The 25,415-nt window shown below is 67.7% G+C and carries 28 protein-coding genes; 3 read left to right on the forward strand and 25 right to left on the reverse strand.

From position 1 onward, the window contains the following. Positions 1-117 precede the first annotated feature (117 nt). From METFAM1_RS0115675 to METFAM1_RS0115695, 5 genes are all read right to left on the reverse strand, one after another. The gene (locus METFAM1_RS0115675; protein ID WP_019916350.1) at positions 118-579 is read right to left on the reverse strand and encodes a VOC family protein; all 462 of its coding nucleotides are present in this window, start codon (positions 577-579) and stop codon (positions 118-120) included. Continuing rightward, complete coding sequence (gene lgt, locus METFAM1_RS0115680; RefSeq protein WP_019916351.1) at positions 576-1,394, reverse strand: prolipoprotein diacylglyceryl transferase; 819 nt, start codon at positions 1,392-1,394, stop codon at positions 576-578. The genes METFAM1_RS0115675 and lgt overlap by 4 nt, the downstream gene beginning before the upstream one ends. A gap of 57 nt (positions 1,395-1,451) precedes the next feature. Further along, positions 1,452-2,417 (reverse strand): magnesium/cobalt transporter CorA, encoded by a 966-nt coding sequence (gene corA, locus METFAM1_RS0115685; protein ID WP_019916352.1) that lies wholly within the window; start codon positions 2,415-2,417, stop codon positions 1,452-1,454. Positions 2,418-2,441: 24 nt separating this feature from the next. Then, entirely contained in the window at positions 2,442-3,137 is a 696-nt protein-coding gene (locus METFAM1_RS0115690; RefSeq protein WP_036271743.1) for a PA4824 family protein, read from the reverse strand. An 84-nt stretch (positions 3,138-3,221) separates the two neighbouring features. Next, positions 3,222-3,911 (reverse strand): YggS family pyridoxal phosphate-dependent enzyme, encoded by a 690-nt coding sequence (locus tag METFAM1_RS0115695; protein WP_019916354.1) that lies wholly within the window; start codon positions 3,909-3,911, stop codon positions 3,222-3,224. A gap of 63 nt (positions 3,912-3,974) precedes the next feature. Between METFAM1_RS0115695 and METFAM1_RS0115700 the strand changes: the two genes are divergently transcribed. Further along, on the forward strand, positions 3,975-5,018 hold the full coding sequence (locus METFAM1_RS0115700) for a type IV pilus twitching motility protein PilT (RefSeq protein ID WP_019916355.1): 1,044 nt from the start codon (positions 3,975-3,977) through the stop codon (positions 5,016-5,018). 51 nt (positions 5,019-5,069) lie between these two features. Beyond that, entirely contained in the window at positions 5,070-6,203 is a 1,134-nt protein-coding gene (locus METFAM1_RS0115705) for a PilT/PilU family type 4a pilus ATPase (protein ID WP_020166184.1), read from the forward strand. Positions 6,204-6,280: 77 nt separating this feature from the next. Here METFAM1_RS0115705 and METFAM1_RS0115710 read toward each other — a convergent pair whose 3' ends face one another. The 19 genes from METFAM1_RS0115710 to METFAM1_RS0115805 all read right to left on the reverse strand — a co-directional run bounded on the left by METFAM1_RS0115710 (position 6,281) and on the right by METFAM1_RS0115805 (position 23,003). Continuing rightward, entirely contained in the window at positions 6,281-6,685 is a 405-nt protein-coding gene (locus METFAM1_RS0115710; RefSeq protein ID WP_019916359.1) for a universal stress protein, read from the reverse strand. Positions 6,686-6,809: 124 nt separating this feature from the next. After that, entirely contained in the window at positions 6,810-7,025 is a 216-nt protein-coding gene (locus METFAM1_RS0115715) for a hypothetical protein (protein WP_019916360.1), read from the reverse strand. After that, on the reverse strand, positions 7,022-8,203 hold the full coding sequence (locus METFAM1_RS0115720; RefSeq protein ID WP_019916361.1) for a multidrug effflux MFS transporter: 1,182 nt from the start codon (positions 8,201-8,203) through the stop codon (positions 7,022-7,024). The genes METFAM1_RS0115715 and METFAM1_RS0115720 overlap by 4 nt, the downstream gene beginning before the upstream one ends. After that, positions 8,200-8,631, reverse strand: coding sequence for a DUF8785 domain-containing protein (locus tag METFAM1_RS0115725; protein WP_019916362.1), 432 nt, complete (start codon positions 8,629-8,631; stop codon positions 8,200-8,202). The genes METFAM1_RS0115720 and METFAM1_RS0115725 overlap by 4 nt, the downstream gene beginning before the upstream one ends. Positions 8,632-8,660: 29 nt before the next feature. Beyond that, positions 8,661-9,428 (reverse strand): methylenetetrahydrofolate reductase [NAD(P)H], encoded by a 768-nt coding sequence (gene metF / locus METFAM1_RS0115730; protein WP_019916363.1) that lies wholly within the window; start codon positions 9,426-9,428, stop codon positions 8,661-8,663. Beyond that, positions 9,346-10,269, reverse strand: a complete 924-nt coding sequence (locus METFAM1_RS0115735; protein WP_019916364.1) for a TlyA family RNA methyltransferase — start codon at positions 10,267-10,269, stop codon at positions 9,346-9,348. Before METFAM1_RS0115735 ends, metF begins: the two co-directional genes overlap by 83 nt. A gap of 395 nt (positions 10,270-10,664) precedes the next feature. Continuing rightward, the gene (locus METFAM1_RS0115745; RefSeq protein WP_019916367.1) at positions 10,665-12,848 is read right to left on the reverse strand and encodes a primosomal protein N'; all 2,184 of its coding nucleotides are present in this window, start codon (positions 12,846-12,848) and stop codon (positions 10,665-10,667) included. Between the two features lie 360 nt (positions 12,849-13,208). Beyond that, positions 13,209-14,276 carry a uroporphyrinogen decarboxylase gene (gene hemE, locus METFAM1_RS0115750; RefSeq protein ID WP_019916368.1) on the reverse strand — a complete coding sequence of 356 codons (1,068 nt, stop codon included), beginning with the start codon at positions 14,274-14,276 and terminating at the stop codon, positions 13,209-13,211. A 75-nt stretch (positions 14,277-14,351) separates the two neighbouring features. Then, positions 14,352-15,800 carry a TrkH family potassium uptake protein gene (locus tag METFAM1_RS0115755; protein ID WP_019916369.1) on the reverse strand — a complete coding sequence of 483 codons (1,449 nt, stop codon included), beginning with the start codon at positions 15,798-15,800 and terminating at the stop codon, positions 14,352-14,354. Then, the gene (trkA, locus tag METFAM1_RS0115760; protein ID WP_019916370.1) at positions 15,800-17,227 is read right to left on the reverse strand and encodes a Trk system potassium transporter TrkA; all 1,428 of its coding nucleotides are present in this window, start codon (positions 17,225-17,227) and stop codon (positions 15,800-15,802) included. Before trkA ends, METFAM1_RS0115755 begins: the two co-directional genes overlap by 1 nt. A 66-nt stretch (positions 17,228-17,293) precedes the next feature. Continuing rightward, positions 17,294-17,920 (reverse strand): urease accessory protein UreG, encoded by a 627-nt coding sequence (gene ureG, locus METFAM1_RS0115765; RefSeq protein WP_024300758.1) that lies wholly within the window; start codon positions 17,918-17,920, stop codon positions 17,294-17,296. A 151-nt stretch (positions 17,921-18,071) separates the two neighbouring features. After that, positions 18,072-18,749 carry an urease accessory protein UreF gene (locus tag METFAM1_RS0115770; RefSeq protein WP_019916372.1) on the reverse strand — a complete coding sequence of 226 codons (678 nt, stop codon included), beginning with the start codon at positions 18,747-18,749 and terminating at the stop codon, positions 18,072-18,074. Then, positions 18,746-19,240, reverse strand: coding sequence for an urease accessory protein UreE (gene ureE / locus METFAM1_RS0115775; RefSeq protein WP_019916373.1), 495 nt, complete (start codon positions 19,238-19,240; stop codon positions 18,746-18,748). Before ureE ends, METFAM1_RS0115770 begins: the two co-directional genes overlap by 4 nt. 26 nt (positions 19,241-19,266) lie before the next feature. Then, positions 19,267-20,979 carry an urease subunit alpha gene (ureC, locus tag METFAM1_RS0115780; RefSeq protein WP_019916374.1) on the reverse strand — a complete coding sequence of 571 codons (1,713 nt, stop codon included), beginning with the start codon at positions 20,977-20,979 and terminating at the stop codon, positions 19,267-19,269. A gap of 7 nt (positions 20,980-20,986) precedes the next feature. Then, positions 20,987-21,202 (reverse strand): hypothetical protein, encoded by a 216-nt coding sequence (locus tag METFAM1_RS0115785; RefSeq protein WP_019916375.1) that lies wholly within the window; start codon positions 21,200-21,202, stop codon positions 20,987-20,989. Beyond that, positions 21,199-21,525 carry an urease subunit beta gene (locus tag METFAM1_RS0115790; RefSeq protein ID WP_024300759.1) on the reverse strand — a complete coding sequence of 109 codons (327 nt, stop codon included), beginning with the start codon at positions 21,523-21,525 and terminating at the stop codon, positions 21,199-21,201. Before METFAM1_RS0115790 ends, METFAM1_RS0115785 begins: the two co-directional genes overlap by 4 nt. Before the next feature lie 20 nt (positions 21,526-21,545). Further along, positions 21,546-21,824, reverse strand: coding sequence for a hypothetical protein (locus METFAM1_RS0115795; protein WP_024300760.1), 279 nt, complete (start codon positions 21,822-21,824; stop codon positions 21,546-21,548). Between the two features lie 9 nt (positions 21,825-21,833). Then, on the reverse strand, positions 21,834-22,136 hold the full coding sequence (locus tag METFAM1_RS0115800; protein WP_019916378.1) for an urease subunit gamma: 303 nt from the start codon (positions 22,134-22,136) through the stop codon (positions 21,834-21,836). Positions 22,137-22,154: 18 nt separating this feature from the next. Further along, the gene (locus METFAM1_RS0115805) at positions 22,155-23,003 is read right to left on the reverse strand and encodes an urease accessory protein UreD (protein ID WP_019916380.1); all 849 of its coding nucleotides are present in this window, start codon (positions 23,001-23,003) and stop codon (positions 22,155-22,157) included. Between the two features lie 107 nt (positions 23,004-23,110). Between METFAM1_RS0115805 and METFAM1_RS0115810 the strand changes: the two genes are divergently transcribed. Further along, entirely contained in the window at positions 23,111-23,965 is an 855-nt protein-coding gene (locus METFAM1_RS0115810; RefSeq protein ID WP_019916381.1) for a S1 family peptidase, read from the forward strand. On the opposite strand, the gene METFAM1_RS0115815 is transcribed toward METFAM1_RS0115810, so the two are convergent. Continuing rightward, positions 23,966-25,375 (reverse strand): hypothetical protein, encoded by a 1,410-nt coding sequence (locus METFAM1_RS0115815; RefSeq protein WP_024300761.1) that lies wholly within the window; start codon positions 25,373-25,375, stop codon positions 23,966-23,968. Positions 25,376-25,415: the final 40 nt, after the last annotated feature.

Below are 25,415 nucleotides of genomic sequence, written 5' to 3' on the forward strand. Positions count from 1 at the left end.
CGGCGCTGCAGAGCCGCCGCGACGTCCGTGGGAGCGAGCTTGCTCGCGATGCGGCCCGTGCATCGCCGCGACGCTCTCCCGTTCCAGACGACTGCGTCGATGTACCCGGGCGCCGATTCACCCCAGCGCCGCAATCACCTCCGGCGGCGCCTGTACCAGCTCGATCAGCACACCTTCGCCGCACAGCGGGAAAACCTCGTTGCCCTTGGGGTGGATGAACACGATGTCGTGCCCGGCCGCGCCGCGGCGGATGCCGCCCGGCGTGAAGCGCATGCCCTGGGCGGTGAGCCATTCGACCGCAGTCGGCAGGTCGTCCACCCACAGGCCGATGTGGTTCAGCGGCGGCTCGTCGACGCGCGGCTTCTTCGCCGGATCGAGCGGCTGCATCAGATCGACCTCGACCCGGTGCGGGCCGCTGCCCAGCACCGCGATGTCCTCGACCACGTTCTCGCGCTCCGACGTGAAGTCGCCTTCGAGGCCGAGGCCGAACAGCTCAACCCACAGGCGGCGCAGCTTCATGCGGTCGGGGCCGCCGATGGCGATCTGCTGCAGGCCGAGGATGCGGAAGGGACGGCTCATGTGTTCACTCCTGTGTTGCGTCGGTAGGACCAGATCATCATCGCGATGCCGGCGAGGATCATCGGCATGCTCAGCCACTGGCCCATCGACAGCCCGCCGGCCAGCAGGCCGAGGAAATCGTCCGGCTCGCGGCCGAATTCGGCGAGGAAGCGGAAGCCGCCATAGCCGATCAGGAACATCGCGCTGACCGCTGCCATCGGTCGCGGCCGGCGCGAGAACCACCACAGCAGCACGAACAGCCCCAGCCCCTCGCCGGCGAACTGGTAGAGCTGCGACGGGTGGCGCGGCAGCATGTCCACGGTCGGGAAGATCATCGCCCACGGCACGTCGGTGACGCGGCCCACCAGTTCGGCGTTCAGGAAGTTGCCGATGCGCCCGGCCGCCAGACCCAGCGGCACCAGCGGCGCGATGAAGTCGGTGAGCTGGAAGAAGCGCCAGTCGGCGCGCCGCGCGAACAGCGCGACGGCCACCAGCACACCGAGAAAGCCGCCGTGAAAGCTCATGCCGCCCGACCAGATGGCCGGGATTTCGGTCCAGTGTTCGAGGTAGTAGGCCGGCTTGTAGAAGAGCACATAGCCCAGCCGCCCGCCCAGCACCACGCCCAGCACGCCGTAGAACAGCAGGTCGTCGATCTGCTTTGCATCCAGCGATGGCGCACCGGCGGCCGCCAGCCGCTTCGCATGTACGCGGCCGAGCAGCATGAAGGCGACGAAGGCGACCAGATACATCAGTCCGTACCAGCGCACGGCCAGCGGGCCGATCTTGAAGGCGATCGGGGAGATGGTGGGGTGGATCAGGTAGTCGTGGAGGGGCACGGGAGAGGAGTGGTGGATACGCAGTCCGACAGTTTAGCTTTGCCGTCGCCCGGCGAACTACTTGAGCCAGCCCTTGCGGCGGAAGTACCAGAACGGCAGCGCCACGCTCAGTGCCATCAGGCCGAGCGAGAACGGGTAGCCCCAGCGCCAGCCCAGTTCGGGCATGTGCGCGAAGTTCATGCCGTAGACGCTGGCGATCAGCGTCGGCGGCAGCATGGCGACCGATGCGACCGAGAAGATCTTCACCACCTTGCTCTGATTCAGGTTGATGAAGCCGATGATGGCGTCCATCAGGAAGTTGATCTTGTCGAAGATGAAGGCGGTATGGCCGTCGAGCGATTCGATGTCACGCAGGATCTGCTTCACCTTGTCGGTCTGTGCCTTGCCCAGCCGGTGTTCGCGCATCAGCCAGGACAGGGCGCGTCGCGTGTCCATCAGATTGCGCCGGATGGTGCCGTTCAGGTCCTCGTTGCGGGCGATGCGGGTGATGCTGTCGGCCGCTGCGTCGTCCGAACCGCGCTGCTCGCCCAGCACGCTGGCGCTGACCGATTCCAGTTCGGTGTAGATGTGCTCCAGCGCGTCGGCGGACTGTTCGACGTCCAGCGCGAACAGTTCGATCAGGATGTCGGTCGGCTGTGCAAGCTTGCCCGGCTGTGCGCGGTTGCGCATGCGCAGCAGGCGCATGATGGGCAGTTCGTCATCGTGCAGGCTGATCAGCATGTTGGGGCCGATCACGAAGCGCAGCGCCTCGGTCACGTACTCGTGGCCGCGTCCGATCAGGAAATCGGCACGCAGGTTCAGATTGCCTTGTGCATCGACGAACACCCGCGCGCTCGCTTCGATGTCGGCATCGTCATCGGGCGCCTCGACGTCGATGCGGAAGCGCTGGCGCAGCCAGGCCTTCTCGTCGCCATCGAGATCGAGCGCGTCGATCCAGGCGATGTCCTGATCGGGCACCGTGTCGTGGTGTTCTTCGGCCGTGCGGGTCAGTCGGCCGTCCTGCAGCGTGTAGACGTGAATCATTGGCAGATGTACGGACGCGGCGGTTCAAGGCAGGAAGGCCGGCGACAGCAGGCGCAGGCCGATCGATATCCAGCGCTCTCCCTCGGGATTGTTCCAGCGATTGCCGTGGGTGGCATCCAGTTGTACCCGATTCGGTATCAGCCACAGACGCAGCCCGAGTTGATAGTAGCGGTCGTTGCTGCCTTCGCCGTAACTTTCGCCGATCAGCCAGAGGCGGTCGCTGACCTGTACTTCCCCGCCTATGCCCCAGGTGGCACGGCTGCGCCGGCTCGTACCGTCGTGCAGCCAGCCGGCATTCAGGTGCAGCAGACGCGTGCCGTCGGCGAAAGCAAAGGTCGCGGGAACATAGGCGAAGGCGTCATCTCCGCCCGTAGGGCGCAGATTGCCGCCCGCCACCAGACCCAGCCCCCAGCCATCGTTGGCGAGCGTGCGCAGCAGGGTTTTGCCCTGCACGACGCGGTCGCTGGTCGCATGCGCTGCGCCGTCACCACCGGTGCGGGCGCCGCCCAGGATCAGCTCGAAATTGCTGCCGATGGCGCACGACGGCAGCAGCCAGTACTCCGCTGCGCTTGAAGTCCGCTGGGTCCACGTTTCCAGCTGGCAGCTGCGCGGATCAACGATGCGCGCATCGTCGGTCACCATCGGCCGAGCGGCGTGCGTCGTCGGGGCCAGCACGACGGTGGGAAGGATCAGTGCGGCGATTCGGGTGGCTCGGAGCATGGCGAGAGAGGCAGGGTCTGGAGTGATCGGGCGACATGTTGCCAGGGCACCACGAACGTCACGTGACGTGCCGGGCATGCGATGTCAGTTCCGCGCCCCGAACAGCGCCGTGCCGACACGCACGATGGTGGCACCTTCGGCGATCGCCGCTTCAAGATCCTGTGACATGCCCATCGACAACGTGTCGAGACGGTGTCCGCGCGCGTTCAGATCGTCCTTCAACTGCCGTAAATGAGCGAAACGGCGACGCTGGAGGGCGACATCATCGGTCGGTTCGGGAATGGCCATCAGGCCGCGCAGTGCGAGTCGCGGCAGCGCCGCGATGGCGTCGGCCAGCGCCGCGACCTGTTCCGGTGCGACACCGCTCTTCGACGCTTCACCGCTGACGTTGACCTGCAGGCACACATTCAGTGGCGGCCGATGCGGGTCGCGCTGTTCGGACAGTCGCGCGGCGATCTTCTCGCGGTCGATCGAATGCACCCAGTCGAACCAGGTCGCGACCTGGCGCGTCTTGTTGCTCTGCAGCGGTCCGATGAAATGCCAGTCGAGCGTGATGCCGGCTTCACCGAGGCGCTGCGCCTTGTCGCAGCCTTCCTGCACATAGTTCTCGCCGAAGGCGGTCTGACCGGCGGCATGCGCGGCGATGATGTCCGCATCCGGCTTGGTCTTGCTCACCGCCAGCAGAAGAATGTCTGCGGGGTCGCGGCCGCAGGCGCGGGCGGCGTCGGCGATGCGGTGGCGAATTGCTTGCAGGTTGTCTGAAATGCTCATCATAATGCCCTGAATTTCTTCGAATTATATTCGGCACAACACCCCATTTATTGCCCGAGGCCCGTCATGGACATTACCGAACTGCTCGCGTTTTCCGTCAAGAACAAGGCGTCCGATCTGCACCTCTCGGCCGGTCTGCCGCCGATGATCCGCGTGCATGGCGACGTGCGCCGGATCAATCTGCCGCCGATGGAGCACAAGGATGTGCACGGCATGATCTACGACATCATGAACGACACCCAGCGCAAGGTGTACGAAGAGCACCTTGAAGCCGACTTCTCGTTCGCGGTGCCCAACCTGGCGCGTTTCCGGGTCAATGCCTTCGTGCAGAACCGTGGCGCCGGTGCGGTGTTCCGGACCATTCCGTCCAAGGTGCTGACGCTGGAGGATCTGAAGGCGCCGAAGATCTTCCAGGACATCGCCAACACGCCGCGCGGCATCGTGCTGGTGACCGGCCCGACCGGCTCCGGCAAGTCGACCACGCTGGCGGCCATGGTCGATTACATCAACGAGAACGAGTACGGCCACATCCTGACCGTCGAGGACCCGATCGAGTTCGTGCATGAATCGAAGCGCTGCCTGATCAATCAGCGCGAGGTCGGCCCGCACACGCTGAGCTTCTCGAACGCGCTGCGCTCGGCGCTGCGGGAAGACCCGGACGTGATCCTGGTCGGTGAAATGCGCGACCTGGAAACGATACGGCTGGCGCTGACCGCCGCCGAAACCGGCCACCTGGTGTTCGGCACGCTGCACACCTCCAGCGCGGCGAAAACCATCGACCGTATCGTCGACGTGTTCCCGGCCGAGGAAAAGGAAATGGTGCGGGCCATGCTTTCCGAATCGCTGCGCGCGGTCATTTCGCAGACCCTGCTGAAGACCAAGGACGGCACCGGCCGGGTCGCCGCGCACGAGATCATGGTGGGCTCGCCGGCCATCCGCAACCTGATCCGCGAGAACAAGATCGCGCAGATGTATTCGGCCATCCAGACCGGTCAGAGCATGGGCATGCAGACGCTGGACCAGAACCTGCAGGAACTGGTGCGCCGCAACGTCATTTCGCCGGCCGAAGCGCGCACCCGTGCGCAAAACAAGGACATGTTCGCCGGCTGAGTGCCGCGCCTGCCGCTACACTGACAACGACAACCGCCGCGGAGAGCGCAGATGGAAAGAGATCAGGCCCTCAAATTCATGTACGACCTGCTGCGCCTGATGGTGACCAAGCGCGGTTCCGACCTGTTCGTGACTGCCGGTTTTCCGCCGGCGATCAAGGTGGACGGCCGCATCGTGCCGCAGTCCAACCAGTCACTGACGCCGCAGCACACGGCCGAACTGGCGCGCGCCATCATGAACGACCGGCAGGCGGCCGAATTCGAGGCGACCAAGGAGTGCAATTTCGCGATCTCGCCGGCCGGCATCGGCCGCTTCCGCGTCAATGCCTTCGTGCAGCAGGGCAAGATAGGCTGCGTGCTGCGCACCATCAACGCCAAGATTCCGACGCTGGACGAACTGGGCCTGCCGCCGGTGCTGAAGGACGTGGCGATGACCAAGCGCGGCCTCGTCATCTTCGTCGGCGGTACCGGCACCGGCAAGACCACCTCGCTGGCCGCGCTGGTCGACTGGCGCAATACCAACAGCTACGGCCACATCATCACGATCGAGGACCCGATCGAGTACGTGCACGACCACAAGAACTGCGTGGTGACGCAGCGCGAGATCGGACTCGATACCGCTGACTGGGAAATCGCGCTGAAGAACACGCTGCGGCAGGCGCCGGACGTCATCCTGATGGGCGAAATCCGCGACCGCGAAACGATGGAGCACGCGATCCAGTTCGCCGAGACCGGCCACCTGTGCCTGGCTACGCTGCACGCCAACAGCTCCAATCAGGCGATCGACCGCATCATCAACTTCTTCCCGGAAAACAAGCGCGAACAGCTGCTGATGGACCTGTCGCTGAATCTGCGGGCGATGATCTCCCAGCGTCTGGTGCCGCTGAAGGAAGGCAAGGGCCGGGCGGCGGCGATCGAGGTGATGCTGAATTCGCCGCTGATTGCCGATCACATCTTCAAGGGCAATGTCGGCGAGATCAAGGACGTGATGAAGCGCTCGCGCGAGCTGGGCATGCAGACCTTCGACCAGGCGCTGTTCGACCTCTACGAAGCCGGCCGCATCAACTACGAGGACGCGCTGCGCAATGCCGATTCGGTCAACGATCTGCGCCTGCAGATCAAGCTGAACAGCAAGGAAGCGCAGGACCGCAACCTGAACGTGACCTCGGGACTCGATCTGGTCTGAGCGGGCGTCGGCGCCGCGGCGGGTTCAAGTGGCCGCGGTCAGCAGACCGCGACCACGACCGCGAGTCGCCTGCCGGTTCAGCGCACCACCAGCACCGCACACGGTGCGTGGTGCAGCACGTTGCTGCTGACCGATCCCATCACGATGCGCTTGGCCAGACTCAGGCCACGCGTACCGAGGATGATCAGTTCGGCGTTCTCCTCTTCCGCGATATCGACCAGGACGTCGGCCGGTTCGCCCATCGCCAGCCGGGTGCGTGCGGTCACGCCGCGGGCCGCCAGTTCGGCCGCCACCTTGTCGAGCGCCGCGCGCGCGTGGTCGATCTCGGCCTGGTCCACTTCCACCGCGGTGCCGCGTATGCCCAGCGCGGGGCCGCGTACCACCGACACGATGACCGCATCGAGCGGACCGTTCAGGATCTGCAGCTGATCGATCGCCTTGTGCGCGTGTTTCGAACCGTCGTAGGCCACCACCACTTTCATTGTTCTCTCCCGATAGGTGACGCACGTCGGTGCGCCGGCCTGTGCATTATTCGGGGCGGCCACGGCGAGCGGCAATTCTCAGGAGGGAGTAATCCCTAATGGGTAGGCGTGGCGGGCCGGCGCTTCAGCAGCCGCACTGGCGGATCACCGGTCGCACTGCCAGCAGTTCCAGCGTCTCGTCGATGCTCAGTCCGGATTCGAGCAGCGCGGCGCCGTCGAAACACCAGGACAGGTCGGTGTTCGGTTCCAGCACGGCCTGGCCGGTCGTGCTGTCGAACACCTCGTGCAGCCAGAAGTTGTGCTCGCTGCGGCTGCGTACCTGGTAGCGCTTGTCGCTCATGCGTGCATGCTCCGGTAGCGCAGCCAGGCCAGCCAGCCGACGAAGACGAAAGTGGCCATGCCGGCGGCCAGATGCAGCGGTTCGCCCCACAGCACCGGCACCACCAGGCCGGCGGCCATCGCATTGGTCAGCGACTGCGCGAAACCCTGGCAGGACGACACCATGCCGCGCGCCCGCGGGAACAGCTCCAGCGCCAACAGCGACAGTATCGGCATGGCCAGCGCCTGGCCGATGTTGTACAGCGCGATCGGCAGTACCGCCCAGGGCAGGCTGGCCGGCGTGAGCACGTTCAGTAGCACGTTGCCGAAGGCGGCCGTCAGCATGATGGTGTAGGCCAGCTTGAGCTGCAGCTGCGGCGCCATCTTGCCGGCCAGCCGGCGACCCAGCCAGGAGCCGGTCATCATGCCGGCCACGGTCGGGCCGAACAGCCAGGCGAAACCCTGCGGTGACACGCCCAGGTGCTCCATCAGGAACACCGGCGCCGACATCACGTAAAGGAAGAAACCGGCGAAATTCATCGATACCGCGATCACCAGCGCCAGCAGGGCCGGGCGGGCGAACATGTGGGCGTAGTCGCGCGCCAGCTTGACCGGATGCAGGCTGCGCCGGTGATCCGGGTCCAGCGTTTCCGGCAGGCGCAGCATGCAGAGCAGCCACATCAGCGCCGAATAGGCGGCGAGGAACCAGAACACCGCGCGCCAGCCGAACAGGCCGAACACCCAGCCGCCGATGATGGGGGCGGCCGCCGGCGCCAGCGCGAACAGCAGCTGTATCGTGCTCATCAGCCGCTGCGCCTCGGCGCCTTCGAACAGGTCGCGCACGACGGCGCGGCCAACCACCATGCCGGCGCCGGCGCACATGCCCTGCAGCGCGCGGGCGATCCACAGGTGCTCGATCTGCGTCGCCAGCGCGCAGCCGACCGAGGTCAGGAAGAACATGACCAGCGACCACAGCACGACGCGCCGCCGGCCCAGCGCGTCGGCGACGGCGCCGTGCCACAGCGTCATCAACGCGAAGAAGCCGAGATAGATCGTCAGCGATTGCTGAACTTCCAGCTTGGTCGCGCCCAGATCGGCGCCGATCGCCGGAAAAGCCGGCAGGTAGGTGTCGATCGCGAACGGACCGATGGCCGACAGGCCCGCCAGCAGGAAGGCCAGGCTGCGCGGTGAGCGGCTCACTGGGCGGGCGCGGCCGCGGGCGGCGGCGCGACGGCCGGTACCGCCGGCAGTGCTTCGAGGGCGCGCTTTTCGGCGTCCGGCACATCGACCACGCGCACGTCGCTGACGTAATACTGCGTCTCGCCGAAGCAGGAGGTCGGCACGCCGATGTGCTGCGCGTAGTGCAGCGACACGCGCTGCCCCATGCTCTGGTTCAGCTTCTGCGCCACCTTCTCGTCACGCACCGAAAACTCGAACTTCTCGGTCAGCGTGCCGGGCATGGTGACCATCGCCAGTTCGCCTTCCCAGGTCTTGCAGAACCAGCCCTTGTTGCTGAATTTCTGCACGTAGCCGGCACGTTCGCCGGTGGAATAGCTCCAGTTCAGCACCAGCCAGGTGTAGCCACCGAACAGCGCCAGCAGCAGGGCGAGGACGGAAAAGATGCGCATGCCGTTCTCCGGGAAAGGGGCGGGTGAAATTACAGACCGAGCCGCTGCCAGATGGTCGAGGTCAGCCCCGCCTGGTTCAGCGTGTAGAAATGCAGACCCGGTGCGCCACCGGCCAGCAGGCGCTCGCACAACGTGGTCACGACGTCCAGGCCATAGGCCTTGACCGAGGCGGCGTCGTCGCCGAAACCTTCGAACTTGCGCTGCATCCAGCGCGGGATTTCGGCGCCGCAGGCTTCCGAGAAGCGCGCGATCTTCGAGAAGTTGGCGATCGGCATGATGCCCGGGTAGATCGGCGCCTCGACGCCCATCGCGCGCGCGTCGTCGACGAAGGCGAAGTAGGCGTCGGTGTTGTAGAAGTACTGGGTGATGGCCGAGTCGGCGCCCGCCTTCATCTTGCGCACGAAGTTCTGCAGGTCCTTGGCGGCGTTGCGCGCCTGCGGATGCACTTCCGGGTAGGCGGCCACTTCGATGTGGAACCAGTCGCCGGTTTCCTGTCGGACGAACTCCACCAGTTCGTTGGCGTAGCGGAAATCGCCCGGGTCGACCACGCCCGAGGGCAGGTCGCCGCGCAGCGCCACCATGTGGTGGATGCCTTCCTCCTTGTAGCGCTCCAGCGTCTGCCGCAGGTTGTCGCGGGTCGAACCGATGCAGGACAGGTGCGGTGCCGCGTTCAGGCCTTCGGCCTTCATTTCGAGCACGGTTTCGAGCGTGCGATCACGCGTGGTGCCGCCGGCGCCGTAGGTGACCGAGAAGAAGGACGGGTTGAGCTGGCGCAGCTGACGGCGGGTGGCGCGCAACTTTTCGGCCCCCTCTTCGGTGGCCGGCGGGAAGAATTCGACGCTGCAGATGCGCGTGGGGTTGTCTGTCATGGTGGTCGGTCGCGTCGCGCCGGGCCGCGTACAGGAAGAATTCGCGGTTGCCGTCGCCGCCCTTGATCGGGCTGTCGAAGTAATCCAGTGCGTTGAGACCGTTCGCTTCGGCAAACGTCCGCATGCGCACCTCCAGGGCCGGGTATTGTGCCGCATCACGCACGATGCCGCCTTTCCCCAGTGCATCCGGGCCCAGTTCGAACTGCGGCTTCACCAGCGTGAGCACGCGTCCGCCCGGGGCCAGCAGCGCCGGCCACTGCGGCAGCAGCAGCGTCAGCGAAATGAAGCTGGCGTCGCACACCAGCAGGTCGAAGCCGCCGGCCGCCATATGTATACCGAGCGTGGCGGCGTCCAGCGTGCGCGCATTGAGGTGTTCGATGCAGACGATGCGCGGGTCGCCGCGCAGCCGCGGGTCCAGCTGGCCGTGGCCGACCTCGACGCCCACCACGCGCGCGGCGCCGCGCTGGATCAGGCAGTCGGTGAAGCCGCCGGTGCTCTGGCCGACGTCGAGGCAGCTCAGGCCGGCGACGTCCAGCCCGGCCCGATCGAGCGCCCCGGCCAGCTTCAGCCCGCCGCGCGACACATAGCGGTCGTCGTCCGACAGCTCGACCTGCAGCTCGGCACCGTCCGGGATGTCCTGGGCCGGCTTGGTCACCACCGTCCAGCCAGCGCCAACGGCGACGCGAACCCGCCCGGCCGCGATCAGCGCCTGGGCAACGGTGCGGGAGCGGGCGAGATTGCGGGCAACGAGGGTCTGGTCGGCTCTCATGGGGGTTCGGCGAGGGAAGAGCGCGGATGAGAACCGAGAAAGGCGGGCGCTGCAAGCTCGGCCGAGCTTTTCGTCGGGGCGGTGACTGTGTGGGATAGCCCGTCGACGCCCGCAGCAGCGGTGGGCCGTGCGCGGCGCCGGATGGGTGCTGTGGGAGCGAGCTTGCTCGCGATAGCGGCCTTGATCGAAGCCGCCGGCCAGCGACAACCGCGTCGCGGCCAAGGCCGCTCCCACAGGGGGTGCGCCCGAACCGTCGCCGGAGCCGGGGTTCTGTGGGAGGGGTCTTCTGACCCCGACGGCAACGGAGGGCCGTGCGCGGCGCAGGATGGGGTGCTGCGGGAGCGAGCGGGCTCGCGACAGCCGATCGGCCGCAACGCCAGCACGTCACCGCCCGGTCACACCTCGACTGGATCCACGTCGACATGCCAGCGCAGGCCGCGGGCGATGCGCAGACGGTAGAGGTTGGCGACCCAGGGCAGCAGCAGCGTGCGCAGGGCCGGACGGCTGCGCGATTCGACCACCAGCTGGGCGCGTTCGCGGTTGGCGCGACGCACCATGCGCATCGGCACGACGTCGTAGATCTGCACGCCGTCCACGTTCAGTGCCAGCGCGGCACGCCGCGCCGCTTCGAGGAAGTCGAGGGCAGCCTGCAGTTCCGGCGCGTCGGCGCTCAGCATGAGCTGGAAGCCGTGTGGCGGCAGGCCGAGCGCGGCGCGTTCCGCCAGCTGGCTGCGCGCGAAGCCGTCGAAATCGTGCGCCTTCAGCGCGGCGAACAGCGGGTGTTCGGGTTGCGCGGTCTGGATCAGCACTTCGCCCGCCGTATCGGCCCGACCGGCGCGGCCGCCGACCTGCATCAGCTGCGCGAACAGCCGTTCCTGCGCGCGGAAGTCGGCGGCGTGCAGCGAGGCGTCGGCGCCGATCACGCCGACCAGCGTGATGCCGGGGAAGTCGTGGCCCTTGGCCAGCAACTGGGTGCCGACCACCAGATCGACCTCGCCGCGGCGGATCAGGTCCAGCTGTTCCTGCCAGTGTTCGCGGCCGCGCACGTTGTCGCGGTCGATGCGCAGCAGACGTGCGGTCGGGAAGCGGCTGGCCAGCGTTTCTTCCAGCCGCTGGGTGCCGCGGCCGTAGCCCTGGATGTCCTGGTTGCCGCATTTCGGGCAGGCCTGCGGCACCGGCCCTTCGGCGCCGCAGTGGTGGCAGCGCAGCCGGCGGTCGGCGGCGTGCAGCACCAGATTGGCGGTGCACTGCGTGCAGCCGGCCGCCCAGCCGCAGGCCGGACAGCTCAGCACTGGCGCGTAGCCGCGGCGATTGATGAACAGCAGCGTCTGTTCGCCGCGCGCCAGCCGGCTTTCGATGGCCCGCTGCATGGGTTGGCTCAGCCCGTCGGTGGCGCGGAACACCCGCGTGTCGACCAGATGTACCTCGGGCAGGCGGGCGCTGCCGGCGCGCGTGGTCAGTCTGAGCCAGCGATAGCGGCCGTCGATCGCGTGGCGCAGCGTTTCCAGCGACGGCGTGGCGCTGCCCAGCACAATGGGCACGTCTTCGTTGCGCGCACGCCAGATGGCGACGTCGCGCGCCGAATAGCGCACGCCTTCGGTCTGGCGGAAGGAGGGGTCGTGTTCCTCGTCGAGCACGATGCAGCCCAGACGCGGCAGCGGCGCGAACACCGCCAGCCGGGTGCCGAGCAGGATGTCCGCCTCGCCCGACTGCGCCGCCGCCCAGGCCATCGCGCGGGCGCCGTCGCTCATTTCGCTGTGCATCACGTGCAGGCAGGCGCGCGGGAAGCGGGCGGCAACCCGCGCCTGCAACTGCGGCGTCAGCGCGATCTCCGGCACCAGCAGCAGGCACTGCCGGCCGGCGGCGATCTGATCCTCGATCAGTCGCAGATAGACCTCGGTCTTGCCGCTGCCGGTTACGCCGTGCAGCAGGCTGGCGGCGTAGCCCGCGGTCGAGTGCAGTGCGGCCAGCGCCGCCGCCTGATCGGCGCTTAGCACGTGGGCGGCTTCGGCCGGCGCCTGAGGCAGGGCCGGCTCGATCAGACCGTCGGTCAGCAGGCGTTCGAGGGCGACGGCGGCGCGCGATGACAGCGCGCGCAGTTCCGCCTCGTTCAGGTCGCCGGCCTCGGTCAGCGCGGTGATCAGCTTGCGCCGGACGTCGCGCGCCGGCAGCGTATCGAGCGCGGCGGTGCCGGCCGGGGTGGCGCGGAAGCGCCGGTTGGCCCGCTCGGCGCGGGTGGCGCTGATCGCCGGTGGGGCCGCCATCGCCGCTACTTCGCCTATCGGCTGCTGGTAGTAGTGGGCGACGAACTCGACCAGCGCCCGCCAACTGGCCGGCAGCGGCGGGCTGCCGGCATCGACGGCAAGCAGCGGCTTGATGCGTGCGGCGTCGACGTCGCCCGCTTCGCGCCAGCCCCAGGCGATGCCCCACAGTTCGCTGCGGCCGAAGGGCACGCGCACGCGCTGTCCCGGTTCGACATCGGGGAAGGCCGAGGCGTCATAGTCGAACAGCGTGGGAATCGGTCGCGAAAGCGCGACCTGCAACAGACGCGACGGCAGAATTGCTGCGGTGCTTTCCAAGCTCTGATGCGGGCTTTTAATGGATTCAGTGACTTGCGGCATCTCGTTCAACAAGACTGGCTGCTTGTGTCCGCAACGCACTCATCCGGCAAGGTTTTGAGTGCCACAAAAGCTGTGGATAACTTTGTGGGAAACTTCGTGTCCGTTCGTCACGAACCTGACATCAACGGCCACCAAATTTTCCGGCAGGCGTCAAGAAAAAAATACTTCCTTGCTTATCAGTGACTTGCGCGGAGGGCTCTTGTAGTGGACCGGCCCTTCGGCTTGTAGTCGGCCTGAGCGGCCGACTGTGCATAAGTCAACCCCCTGCGGCATGCGATCTGTGCAAAAAAGGCCGGCCGCGCGTGCCGGCCGCTCATGTCAGCCGGCCCGCAGCGCGCGGCTGTGGCGATGGACTTCGTCCACCAGCGCGGCCACGTGTTCGGGCGGCGTGTGCTGCGAAATGCCGTGGCCGAGGTTGAACACATGGCCCGGATGATTGCCGTAGCTGTCGAGGATGCGGCGCGCCTCGCCGCGGATGCCTTCCGGGTGTGCGAACAGCGCGGTCGGGTCGAAATTGCCCTGCAGCGCGACCTTGTCGCCGACCCGCTGGCGGGCCAGTCCGATATCGGTGGTCCAGTCCAGGCCGAGTGCGTCGGCGCCGGCTTCGGCCTGCGCCTCCAGCCACTGACCGCCACCCTTGGTGAACATGATGACCGGCACGCGCTGGCCGTCCCTTTCCCGCGTCAGGCCGGCGATGATGCGCTGCATGTAGGCGAGTGAGAATTCGCGATAGCCGTGCGCCGACAGTGCGCCGCCCCAGGAATCGAAAATCATCACCGCCTGCGCGCCTGCTTCGATCTGGGCGTTCAGGTAATCGGTCACCGCCTTCGAAGTCACCGACAGCATGTGGTGCAGCAGTTCCGGACGGTCCAGCATCAGCGTCTTCAGGTGACGGTAGTCGTCCGAGGCGCCGCCTTCGACCATGTAGCAGGCCAGCGTCCATGGGCTGCCGGAAAAGCCGATCAGCGGCACCCGACCGTCCAGTGCGCGACGGATTTCACTCACCGCGTCAATGACATAGCCCAGCTCGGCCGTGGGGTCGGGGGCGGCCAGCGCGCGGATCGCCTCTTCCGAGCGCAGCGGGCGCTCGAATTTCGGGCCTTCGCCTTCGGCGAAGTAGAGGCCCAGACCCATTGCGTCCGGCACCGTCAGGATGTCGGAGAACAGGATGGCGGCGTCGAGCGGGAAGCGTTCCAGCGGCTGCAGCGTCACTTCGCAGGCCATGGCCGGCGACTTGCACAGCTGCAGGAAGCTGCCGGCGCGGCGGCGCGTCGCGCAGTACTCCGGCAGGTAGCGGCCGGCCTGGCGCATCAGCCAGATCGGCGTGTAGTCGGTGGGCTGGCGCAGCAGCGCGCGCAGGAAGGTGTCGTTGCGGAGTGCGGACATGGGGAATCCTTGAAGTGCAGGGCGCAAGGATAGCCGATGCGCCCCGCTGCCTGCCCGGGCAGGCGACGATCGGGCCTATTTGCGCCAGAAGCCCGGGGTGAGGATGATGAGGATGGACATCACCTCCAGGCGGCCGAGCAGCATGGCAAAGCTGCCCACCCAGGTCTGGAAGTCGGACAGCCCCTGGTAGTTGCCAGCCGGGCCAACCACGCCGAGACCGGGGCCGGCATTGTTGATCATCGCGATGACCGCGGTGAACGAGGACATGAAGTCCAGGCCGGACAGCAGCAGTACGAAGGTGAGCAGCACGATGCTCATGAAGTACAGGAAGATGAAGCCAAGCACCGACTGGGCGACCGTGCCCGACACGCACGTGGTGCCGACCTTGAGCGGCCGTACGGCGTTTGGATGAATGAGCTTGAGCATGTCGCGCCGCGCCTGACCGATCAGGATGAGTGTGCGCACCATCTTGATGCCGCCGCCGGTCGATCCCGAACTGGCCGTGATGCTGGACAGGAACAGCATCCACAGTGGCACGAACAACGGCCATTGCGCGTAGTCGGTGCTGACGAAACCACAGTCGGTCGCAATCGAGATGAGATTGAAGCTCACGTGTCGCAGGGCCGTCCAGTAGCTGGCGTACGTGCCCTGTTCGACCAGATAGGCCGCCAGCAGCACGCTGCTGCCGATACAGGCGATCAGCACGCCGCGGGCCTCGAAATCCTGCGTGTAGACGCGCAACGAGCGGCCGCGGAAGGCCAGGAAGTGGGTGGCGAAGTTCATCGCCGCGACCAGCATGAAGAAGCTCAGGACGCCCTCGATCCAGGGCGAATCGAAGGCGCCGATACTGGCGTCGCGTGTGGACAGTCCGCCCAGACCCATCGCGGCGAAGGCGTGACAGAGCGCGTCAAACCAGTCCATGCCGGCGACGCGCAGCGACAGCACGCACACGACCGTGATGCCGAAATAGACCAGGTAAAGCGCTTTGGCGGTGTCGGCGATGCGTGCGGTGAGCTTGCCGTCCTTCATCGGCCCCGGCGTTTCCGCCTTGTAGAGCTGCATGCCGCCGACGCCGAGCAGCGGCAGGATGGCGACTGCGAACACGATGATGCCCATGCCGCCTATCCAGTTCAGCAGGTGGCGCCACAGATTGATCGACTGCGGAGCGTGGTCGAGACCGGTCATGACCGTGGCACCGGTCGTGGTCAGGCCCGACATCGTTTCAAAGAAGGCGTCGGTAAAGCTCATCGTGTCGTAGGACAGCATGAGCGGTACGGCGGCGATGGTGGACATCAGCACCCAGGACAGCGTGACCAGCAGGAAGCCGTCGCGCGGCTTCAGTTCCCGGTAATGGCGCCGTGTCGCCATGTACAGCAGCACGCCGCCGGCCGCGCTGATCGCCATGCTGTCTATGAAATGCCACAGCATGCCGTCGTGGAACACCAGCGAACAGATGATCGGCGCCAGATAGGTCAGGCTGAACACCGCCAGCAGGCGGCCCAGCACATTCAGTACGGCCAGCATCAGAGAAACCCGAACCCGACCTGGAACAGCCTCTCGACCCGCGCCACCACCCGCTTGGTCGAGCAGAACACGATCACGTGATCCTCCGGCTCGATCACCGTGTCGTGGTGCGGCATGATCACCTGCTCGTGCGTCTCGCGCACCGCGAGCTCGGTCACCTCGACCCGGATCGGCTTGTCCGAGTGACGCACGATGGCGCCGATCATCGCGCCCTCGGGCAGCTTGATCTCGTCGACGCGCCGGCCGACCACCTTCGATGTCTTGCGGTCGCCGTGCACCACCAGTTCGAGCGCTTCGGCCGCGCCGCGGCGCAGGCTGTGCACCGCCACCACGTCGCCGCGGCGCACGTGCGCCAGCAGCGAACCGATCGACACCTGGGCCGGCGAGATGGCGATGTCGATGGTGCCTGCCTGCACCAGATCGACGTAGGCGCGGCGGTTGATCAGCGCCACCACGCGACGCGCACCCATACGTTTGGCCATCAGCGACGACATGATGTTGTTTTCGTCGTCGTTGGTCAGCGCGAGATACAGGTCCATGTCGTCGACGTTTTCCGCTTCGAGCAGCATTTCGTCGGTGGTGTCGCCGGCCAGCACCAGTGTCTTGTGCAGGCTGCCGGACAGGAATTCGGCGCGCGTGCGCGAGTGCTCGATCAGCTTCAGTTCGTAGCGGTTTTCCAGCGACGAGGCGAGGCGGTAACCGATGTTGCCGCCGCCGGCGATCATGATGCGGCGCATCGGCTTGTCCAGCCGGCGCAGTTCTGCGGTCACGGCGCGGATATGCTCGGTCGCGGCGACGCAGAACACTTCGTCGCCCGGCTCGATCACCGTGTCGCCATCCGGGATGATGGCGGTGTCGCGCCGGTAGATGGCGGCGATGCGGGCGTCGATGTCCGGCAGATGCTCGTGCAGCGCCTTGATCTGGCGGCCGACCAGCGGCCCGCCGCCGACCGCGCGCACCGCCACCATGCTCACCCGGCCCTTGCCGAACTCGATCACCTGCAGCGCTTCCGGGAAGGCGATCAGCCGCTTCAGGTAGTCGGTGACCTCCTGTTCCGGGCAGATCGAGAAATCGACGGCGAAATTGTCGTCGTCGAGCAGCTGCGGATAGTCGGCGTAGTCGATCGAGCGCAGCCGGGCGATGCGGGTGGGCAGGTTGAACAGCGTCTGCGCGATGCGACAGGCGCACAGATTGGTCTGGTCGGACGCGGTGACCGCGATCAGCAGGTCGGCGTCGTCGGCGCCCGCCTGACGCATCACCGCCGGGCTGGCGCCGTTGCCGGCCACCACGCGCAGGTCGAGCCGGTCCTGCAGCGCCTGCAGGCGCGGGATGTCGGTATCGACCACGGTGATGTCGTTGGCCTCCGACACCAGGTTTTCCGCCACCGAGGAGCCGACCTGTCCGGCCCCGAGAATGATGATCTTCACGCGCCTGCCCGCTGTGGAAAGTCGCGGAAGTGTAGCGTCAAGTGTGGCGCCGCAACACGATACGCGTCAGCCGGCGCCCAGCATGCCTTCGCGCTCAATGAAGGCGATGATGGCGTCGAGGTTGTGGCCGGTCTTCATGTTCGAGAACAGGAAGGGCCGCTCGCCGCGCATTTTCTTCGCGTCGCGTTCCATCACGTCGAGCGAGGCGCCGACCATCGGTGCCAGGTCGATCTTGTTGATGATGAGCAGGTCGGACTTGCAGATGCCGGGCCCGCCCTTGCGCGGAATCTTGTCGCCGGCGGCGACGTCGATCACGTACAGCGTCAGGTCGGACAGTTCCGGGCTGAAGGTGGCCGCCAGATTGTCGCCGCCGGATTCGATCAGGATGATTTCCAGTCCGGAGAAGCGTGCGCTCAGCCGCGCCACCGCTTCGAGGTTGATCGACGCGTCCTCGCGGATTGCCGTGTGCGGGCAGCCGCCGGTTTCGACGCCGATGATGCGTTCCGGCGGCAGCGCCTCGTTGCGCACCAGGAACTGCGCGTCCTCCTCGGTGTAGATGTCGTTGGTGACCGCGGCGATGTTGTAGCGGTCGCGCAGCGCGCGGCACAGCGCCAGCGTCAGCGCGGTCTTGCCGGAGCCGACCGGGCCGCCGATGCCCACGCGCAGCGGCGGGCGGGGAGTGGATGTCGTCATCGTCCTTCTTTCAGTGGTGAGTTCAGCGGATGCGCGAGGCATTTGCGCGCGGCCCCGTGGCAGCGGGCTCTGCTCGCGAATTTGCGGAGTGCCGTCGCCGGCGGATGTTCGCCGCCGCATCGCGAGCGGCGCGCGCTCCCAGAGCGGCGTTTCATGAGCGGAACAACCTTGAATACTGCGTTTCGTGCCGGCAACTGGCGATCGCCAGGCCGGGCGCGAAATTGCTCCAGTCCGCGCGCGGCAGTGTCAGCGCCTCCGTTACGCGCGCCGGGATGGCGGCGCCCAGCGTCATCAGCAGGCGCTGGCCGGCGGTCTGGCCCAGCGGCACCGCCTTGATCGCCGCCATCACCTGATTCTCCGCCCAGGCCCAGGCCCAGGCGGTCAGCGCCGGTTCGACCGGCACGCCGAGCGCCACCGCGGCACCGGACCACGCGGTCGGGTAAGCCATGTCCCCGCCGTCCGCCAGCCGCGCCGCGACCGCGCCGCATTCGGGCAGCGCCTTCAGAAGCTGCAGGCAGGAATAGCCCATCTGCACCGTCTCGGCGCGCAGTTCGGCCGCTTCGCGGCTGGCCAGGTAGTCGTCGTTCAGTTCGAGTATCGCCGCGACGTCGTCAGCCGCCCAGGCACGCATCAGCGTCGCCAGCAGCGGCAACTCGAAGGAGGCGATGCCGGCGTCGAACACTGCGGCAATCCAGTCACCGGCGTCCGCTTCGGTCCGGATGGCGCCGCAATCGACCTGCCACTCCAGCCCCTGCGAATAGCTGAAGGCACCCACCGGCAGCGTCGGGCTCGCCAGCTGCAGCAGGCGGACGAGGGCGAGCGGATTCATGCGCTGCCCGCGAACAGGTGGAGCTTCGCGCCGGTGTCCTCGGTGTGCGCGTGCGTGTGGTGGGCAGGGTGGCCGCCGTAAGCGCCGGCTTCAGGCTCGAACGGCGCCTGCGTCTCGCTCACGTCCAAGCCGAGGCCGACCAGCATCTGAGCCAGCACGTGGTCGGCCGCCAGCCGCAGCAGGCCGGGCTGCACCTCGACAGCGACGTGGCGATTGCCGAGGTGGTAGGCGGCGCGCGCGATCAGCAGCGCGTCTGCGCTACGTGCCTCGATCACCGTCTCCGGCGTCGAGCGCACGGCAACGACGCGCCCGTCCTTGCCGGCCAGCCGATCACCGCCGCGCAGTATCGTGCCGCGCGGCAGGAACAGTCCGACCTCCTCGCCCGAATCCAGGCGCGTGCGCAGCCTGCACTTGGCGCGCAGTTCGAAGCTCAGCGTCAGCGTATCGGCCGGCACGGCGTCGGCCGGCGCGAAGGTTTCGATCAGCAGCATGTCGTGTGCGGGCGCGGCCCGCAGTTTCAGAACAGGAAATAGCGCTGCGCCATCGGCAGCACTTCGGCCGGTTCACAGACCAGGGCTTCGCCGTCGGCGCGCACTTCGTAGGTTTCAGGGTCGACGTCGATCTGCGGCTGCCAGCCGTTCAGCACCATGTCGGACTTGCGGATGGCGCGCGTGTTGCGCACCGGTTCGAGGCGCTTGCTCAGCCCCAGGTCGCGCACGGCGGGGTTGTTCAGCGCGGCCTGCGACACGAAGGTGAGTGAGGTTTTCAGGCCGCCGGCGTAGCTGCCGAACATCGGCCGGTAGTGCACCGGTTGCGGTGTCGGGATGGAGGCGTTCGGGTCGCCCATCGCGGCAGCGGCGATCATGCCGCCCTTGAGTATCAAGCTGGGCTTGACGCCGAAGAAGGCGGGGCGCCACAACACCAGGTCGGCGAGCTTGCCCGGCTCGACCGAGCCGACGATGTGGCCGATGCCGTGCGTGATCGCCGGGTTGATCGTGTACTTGGCGATGTAGCGGCGCACGCGGAAGTTGTCGGCGGCCGGCGAGCGGCCGTCCGGGTCGCTCAGCGTGCCGCGCTGGATCTTCATCTTGTGCGCCGCCTGCCAGGTGCGGATGATCACCTCGCCGACGCGGCCCATGGCCTGCGAGTCGGACGACATCATCGAGAAGGCGCCGAGGTCGTGCAGGATGTCCTCCGCGGCGATCGTCTCGCGCCGGATGCGGCTCTCGGCGAAGGCGACGTCTTCGGCGATGGCGGCGTCGAGGTGGTGGCACACCATGAGCATGTCGAGGTGCTCGTCTATGGTGTTCACCGTGTAGGGCATGGTCGGGTTGGTCGATGACGGCAGCACGTTGGGCAGGCCGGCTGCGCGCAGGATGTCCGGCGCATGACCGCCGCCCGCGCCTTCGGTGTGGAAGGTGTGGATGGTGCGGCCCTTGAACGCGTCCATCGTCGTTTCGACGAAGCCCGATTCGTTCAGCGTGTCGGTGTGGATGGCGACCTGTACGTCCATCTCTTCGGCCACCGACAGGCAGGTGTCGATCGCCGCCGGCGTGGTGCCCCAGTCCTCGTGCAGCTTCAGGCCGATCACGCCGGCCTCGATCTGTTCGCGCAGCGGTGCCGGCTGCGATGCGTTGCCCTTGCCGAGAAAACCGAGGTTCATCGGAAAGGCGTCGGCCGCGGCCAGCATCGAGTGGATGTGCCACGGGCCCGGCGTGCAGGTGGTGGCGAAGGTGCCGGTGGCCGGGCCGGTGCCGCCGCCCAGCATGGTCGTGACGCCGGACATCAGCGCCTCTTCGATCTGCTGCGGGCAGATGAAGTGGATGTGGCTGTCGATGCCGCCCGCGGTCACGATCATGCCTTCGCCGGCGATGATTTCGGTGCCCGGGCCGATCACGATGCCGACACCGGGCTGGATGTCCGGATTGCCGGCCTTGCCGATGGCTGCGATGAAGCCGTTCTTCAGGCCGATGTCGGCCTTGACGATGCCCCAGTGGTCGACGATGAGCGCATTGGTGATGACGGTGTCCATCACCTCCGCCGCGCAGCGCTGGCTCTGGCCCATGCCGTCGCGGATCACCTTGCCGCCGCCGAACTTCACTTCCTCGCCATAGACGGTGTAGTCGCGCTCGACCTCGATCCACAGCTCGGTGTCGGCCAGACGCACGCGGTCGCCGGTGGTCGGGCCGAACATTTCCGCATAGGCCTGCCGGCTGATGCGCGTGCTCATGCGTCCATCAGTCCTTGAACATGCGGCGCGCGGCCTTCGCGCGACGGCGCATCATCAGCCCGCCGAGGCCGCCGATCACCGCCGCCGCGATCAGCAGCGCCACGTGGTCCGGCTCGCTCACCAGATGCAGCAAAGCGTCGCCGACGTTGCCGTGGTGCTCGCCCGGATGGGCCCACGCGACGCTGCTCCATGCCAGTGCCAAAGTCATCAGTGCCTGCATCATTGCTGTTCTCCCTGTGTATCGAGCGGGCCCTGTACCCGTCCCTTGAATCCGAAAACCCTGCGTTCGCCGGCCAGTGCGACCAGCGTCACCGTGCGCATCTGGCCCGGCTCGAAACGCACCGCGGTACCGGCTGCGATGTCGAGGCGGAAGCCGCGCGCCGCGGCGCGGTCGAACAGCAGCGCGTCGTTGGTTTCGGCGAAGTGGTAGTGCGAGCCGACCTGCACCGGCCGGTCACCGCTGTTACGCACGTCCAGCGTGACGGTGTCACGGCCGGCGTTCAGTTCGATGTCGCCGTCGGCGACCTGCATCTGTCCTGGAATCATCGTGTTCCTTCCCGTGCCGGTCAGCCCGAACGCGCACCAAAACGGTAATCGCGCCCGGGCTTGGTGCCATCGCCGGTCACGTCGGCGTCGCTGCGGCGATCGAGCATTTCGCGCACCAGCAGCAGGCTGACCAGCAGTTCTTCGTCGTCGGCGCGCTCTTCGATGTCGGCCAGCGTGCGCGTGCGGTAATCGAGATCGGTGCGCAGCGCGTCGAGGTTCACCGACTCACCGAGGCTGCGCCGCACGCCCAGCTTGAAGCGCGCGAGGCGGCGCGCCAGTTCCATGTCGTCGTCACTCACGGGCGGCTTTCAGGGTATCGGATGATGAACGGTGACCAGTTTGGTGCCGTCCGGGAAAGTGGCTTCCACCTGTATGTCCGGAATCATTTCGGCCACGCCTTCCATGACGTCGTCACGGCTGAGCAGCGTCGTGCCGTGGCTCATCAGTTCGGCCACGCTGCGGCCGTCGCGCGCGCCTTCCATGATGGCGGCGGTGATGTAGGCGACCGCTTCCGGGTAGTTGAGCTTGAGCCCGCGGGCCCGGCGGCGCTCGGCCAGCAGGGCGGCGGTGAAGATGAGCAGCTTGTCCTTCTCGCGCGGTGTCAGTTCCATTTTTGTTTTGTGTGCTCGTCAGGTGTTCCAGATGCGCGGCGTCTGCGCCGGTCGCCCGGTCATGGCCGGGCGTATCAGCGCCCACAGATGCACGAACCATGCCCGCGCCGCCTGCGTGCAGTCGCCGCGGTAGCGTGCCAGCAGTACGCCGGGTAATCGCGTGACGCCGGAGTGTCCGGGCGGGGCCGGCACCGCGCGACAGGCGGCCAGCAGTGCCGCGTCGGCGTCGATGCCGGCGGCGACCAGCGTGCCGAACACCGGGGCGCCGGCCAGTCCGGCGGCCGACGCGAGCAGCGGCGCACCGGCAGCCAGTCGCGCCTGTTCCAGCCACAGCGTGCGGCCGTCGCGGGTGATGCGGCTGTCCAGCGCCAGCGCGCCGCGCTCGAAGCGCTCGCCGCTGGCGGTGCGGCCCAGGCACCACAGGTCCATGCCGATGAAGCGACCGTCGCTCGTCAGGTCGATGTGGTTGCTTGCGCACGCTCGCGCGCCGTCGAACACGATGGCGTCCTGCGGCAGCCATTCGACGACGGCGCCGGCGCCGACGCGCAGATGCAGGTCCGAGCGGGCGAGCGGACCGGCGCTGCGGTACCACTTGGTGGCGCCCGGCGTGGTGATCAGCGCGTGCGTGCCGGGGCCGGCGTCGAGCTCGACCTGCAGCGCGTCGCCGCCGGCGATGCCACCGGGCGGGTGCAGCAGCAGCGTGTGGCAGACCGCGTCGCCCTCCGGGTAGAGCGGCTTCTGCACGCGCAGCGGGCCGCTGTGTTCGCGCCGCGCCAGCACGGTGCGACCGTCGAGTGCGCGGTAGCCGAGCGCGATGCGGGCTTGCCAGCCGGCGTCGCTGCCGGCGTCTGGTGTCGGGGTGTGCATGAGGACGTGTCAAAAATCGCGGCACGGCCGGAACCGGCCACCGCTTTGCCGACACAAAGCACGACGTGTGCCGAACGCCGACGCCAAAGTGATTGCAAGGAGCTTCGATGAGCCGACCGACCCCTGCCTGCAGACTGTGCGCGCCGCTGCTGGCGCTGCTCGCCTTCTGTGCCGTGCCGGCCGCGGCCGACGACGACACGCCGCCCGGCCTGCTCGACCGCGTGCCGGTGGCGGCGCGCACCGTGTTCCAGCTGTACGCGAAGAGCGAGCGCGGCACCGCCAGCGGTTCGGCGGTCATGGTCGGGCCCGGTCTGCTGGCCACCAGCTGCCACGTGCTGAACGACGCCACGCACGCGGTGGTGGTGCAGACCGGCGAGGCGCTGCAGGTGGCGCTGGTTGCCGCCGACTGGCGGCGCGACCTGTGCATCCTGAAGTCGGACATCATTACCACGCGCGCGGCGCCGCTGATTCCGGCCAGCCAGGTGCGCAAGAAGGACACCGTGTTCAGCCTCGGCTTCACCGGCGGTCGCTTCGCCTACGACCTGGGTGAGGTACGCCAGCTGTACGCGATGGACGGCAGCCGCGTGCTGCGCGGCAGCGCCGCCTTCGCCGCTGGCGCCTCGGGCGGCGGCCTGTTCGACGCCGAAGGGCGGCTGGTCGGCATCCTCACCTTCTACAAGCTGAGCGCCGACAAGAGCATGTTCTTCGCCATTCCGGCCGACTGGGTGCCGGAGGTGCTGGCGCGCGGCGTGCAACCGAAGACGGCCGACGCGCGTCCGTTCTGGGCCGACGCCACCGACGCGCGTCTGCCCTTCCTGCAGGCGGTGCAGTACGAACACGAAGGTCGCTGGGATGCGCTGGCGCAGCATGCGCAGCTGTGGCTGGCGCGCGAGCCGGACGCGGTGGAGGCGCGCGATACGCTTGAACAGGCGCTGGCCCGCGCGGGCGGTGCGCCGCGCTGATCAGCGCGGCAGCCGGGCCATGTAGAGGCCGCCGTCCAGCTTCTGCACGATGCCCTGGCTGCCCAGCGGCGCCCAGGTCAGTGCGTGCGCGTTCGCGTCGTAGCCGATGCGCTGCGGCGAAGCCGGCGTGCCGACAACGAGACGTGCGGAGATGTCGTCTGCACGCGCGCCGTCGCGGATCAGCGCGGCCTGCAGCGCCACCATGCGACCGACCGCCTGCGTGTCGTACAGACGCAGCAGGTAGTCGCCGTAGTCGGCGACCGCCAGGGTCAGCAGCAGCCGGCCCGCCGGGTTGTACAGCACGCGCGACAGGTCGCCGTAGTCGGCAGCGCCCTGCAGGAAGGCGCGGTTCTGCGCCTGCAGCGCCGCCAGTCGCGCGTCGTGCGGACCGGCCAGCGCAGCGTCGAGCGCTGCCGCGTGCGTCGCCCAGTCGTTCAGCGTCGCATCGCGCTTGTAGAAGGCAGGCAGCAGCAGCTGTTCGAGCAGCGACGGCGAGTTGCCGTCGGCGAACACGGCGTTCGCCTGGCCGCTGCGCAGAGTGTTCATCGTGGCGGCCATCCAGCCGGCTTCCTGCCGGATGGCGCCGCGCAAGTCGAGCTCGGCGTCGCTGGCATCCGCCAGCAGCGCAGCGAGCTGCGGCGCGTCCTTCACCGCGTCGGGCCAGCGGTGCAGCCATTCGCCCAGCACCGTCAGGTGCATGCGCAGATGGCTGGTGCCGACCATCTTCTGGATCAGCGAAGCGTCGGGGACGGCCAGCAGACGGCGCAGGAAAGTCGCCTGTGCGGCCAGGATGTCGAGCGCGCGTGCGCTGTCGTCGTTCTCCATCGCCACCGTCGCTTCGGCCAGCCGCAGGCGCAGCAGACCGGCCAGCGGACCGTAGGCGGTGAGCGGGGCGTCCGGGTGCGCCAGCATCTGCGCCTGGAAGCGCGGCTGCGCGACGATTGTGTCGAGCCGGTCGAGTGCGGCGCGGTGCGCGTCGGACAGTGCGACGATCTGCGCCGCCTGGGCCAGCCAGCGCTCGACGCAGGCGCCGTGCGCCGGGTCGCACAGCGCCTGCGTGTCGGGCAGCGGCAAGGCGTCGGCCGGCAGTTCGGGCGGCTGATACGGGCCGGCGTCGGCGCGGGCGAAGTGTTCGCGCGCGTGCGCCAGCCGCGCACGACCGAAGGCCGCACTGTCGCTGCCGGCCGGCGCGCGCAGGCCTTCGAGCAGCAGCGCGCCATTGCCGCTTCCGCCGATGGCGGGGGGCGCGTCGAGCAGGGCCTGCGCGGGCGCGCTGCGCGTGGCGTCCGGCAGCAGCCAGGCAATGGCGATCAGCAGCACCAGCAGGGTGACGGCCGCGACGATGCCGGCGACCAGGGCGCGCAACAGTCGCTGTGCGACCGGGCGGCGATGTTTAGTGGAGGTTTTCATCCGGTCCGGTCCCTGAATGTATGGCCGGATTCTATGCCGG

The organism is Methyloversatilis discipulorum, assembly GCF_000527135.1.
Taxonomy (GTDB): Bacteria; Pseudomonadota; Gammaproteobacteria; order Burkholderiales; family Rhodocyclaceae; genus Methyloversatilis; species Methyloversatilis discipulorum.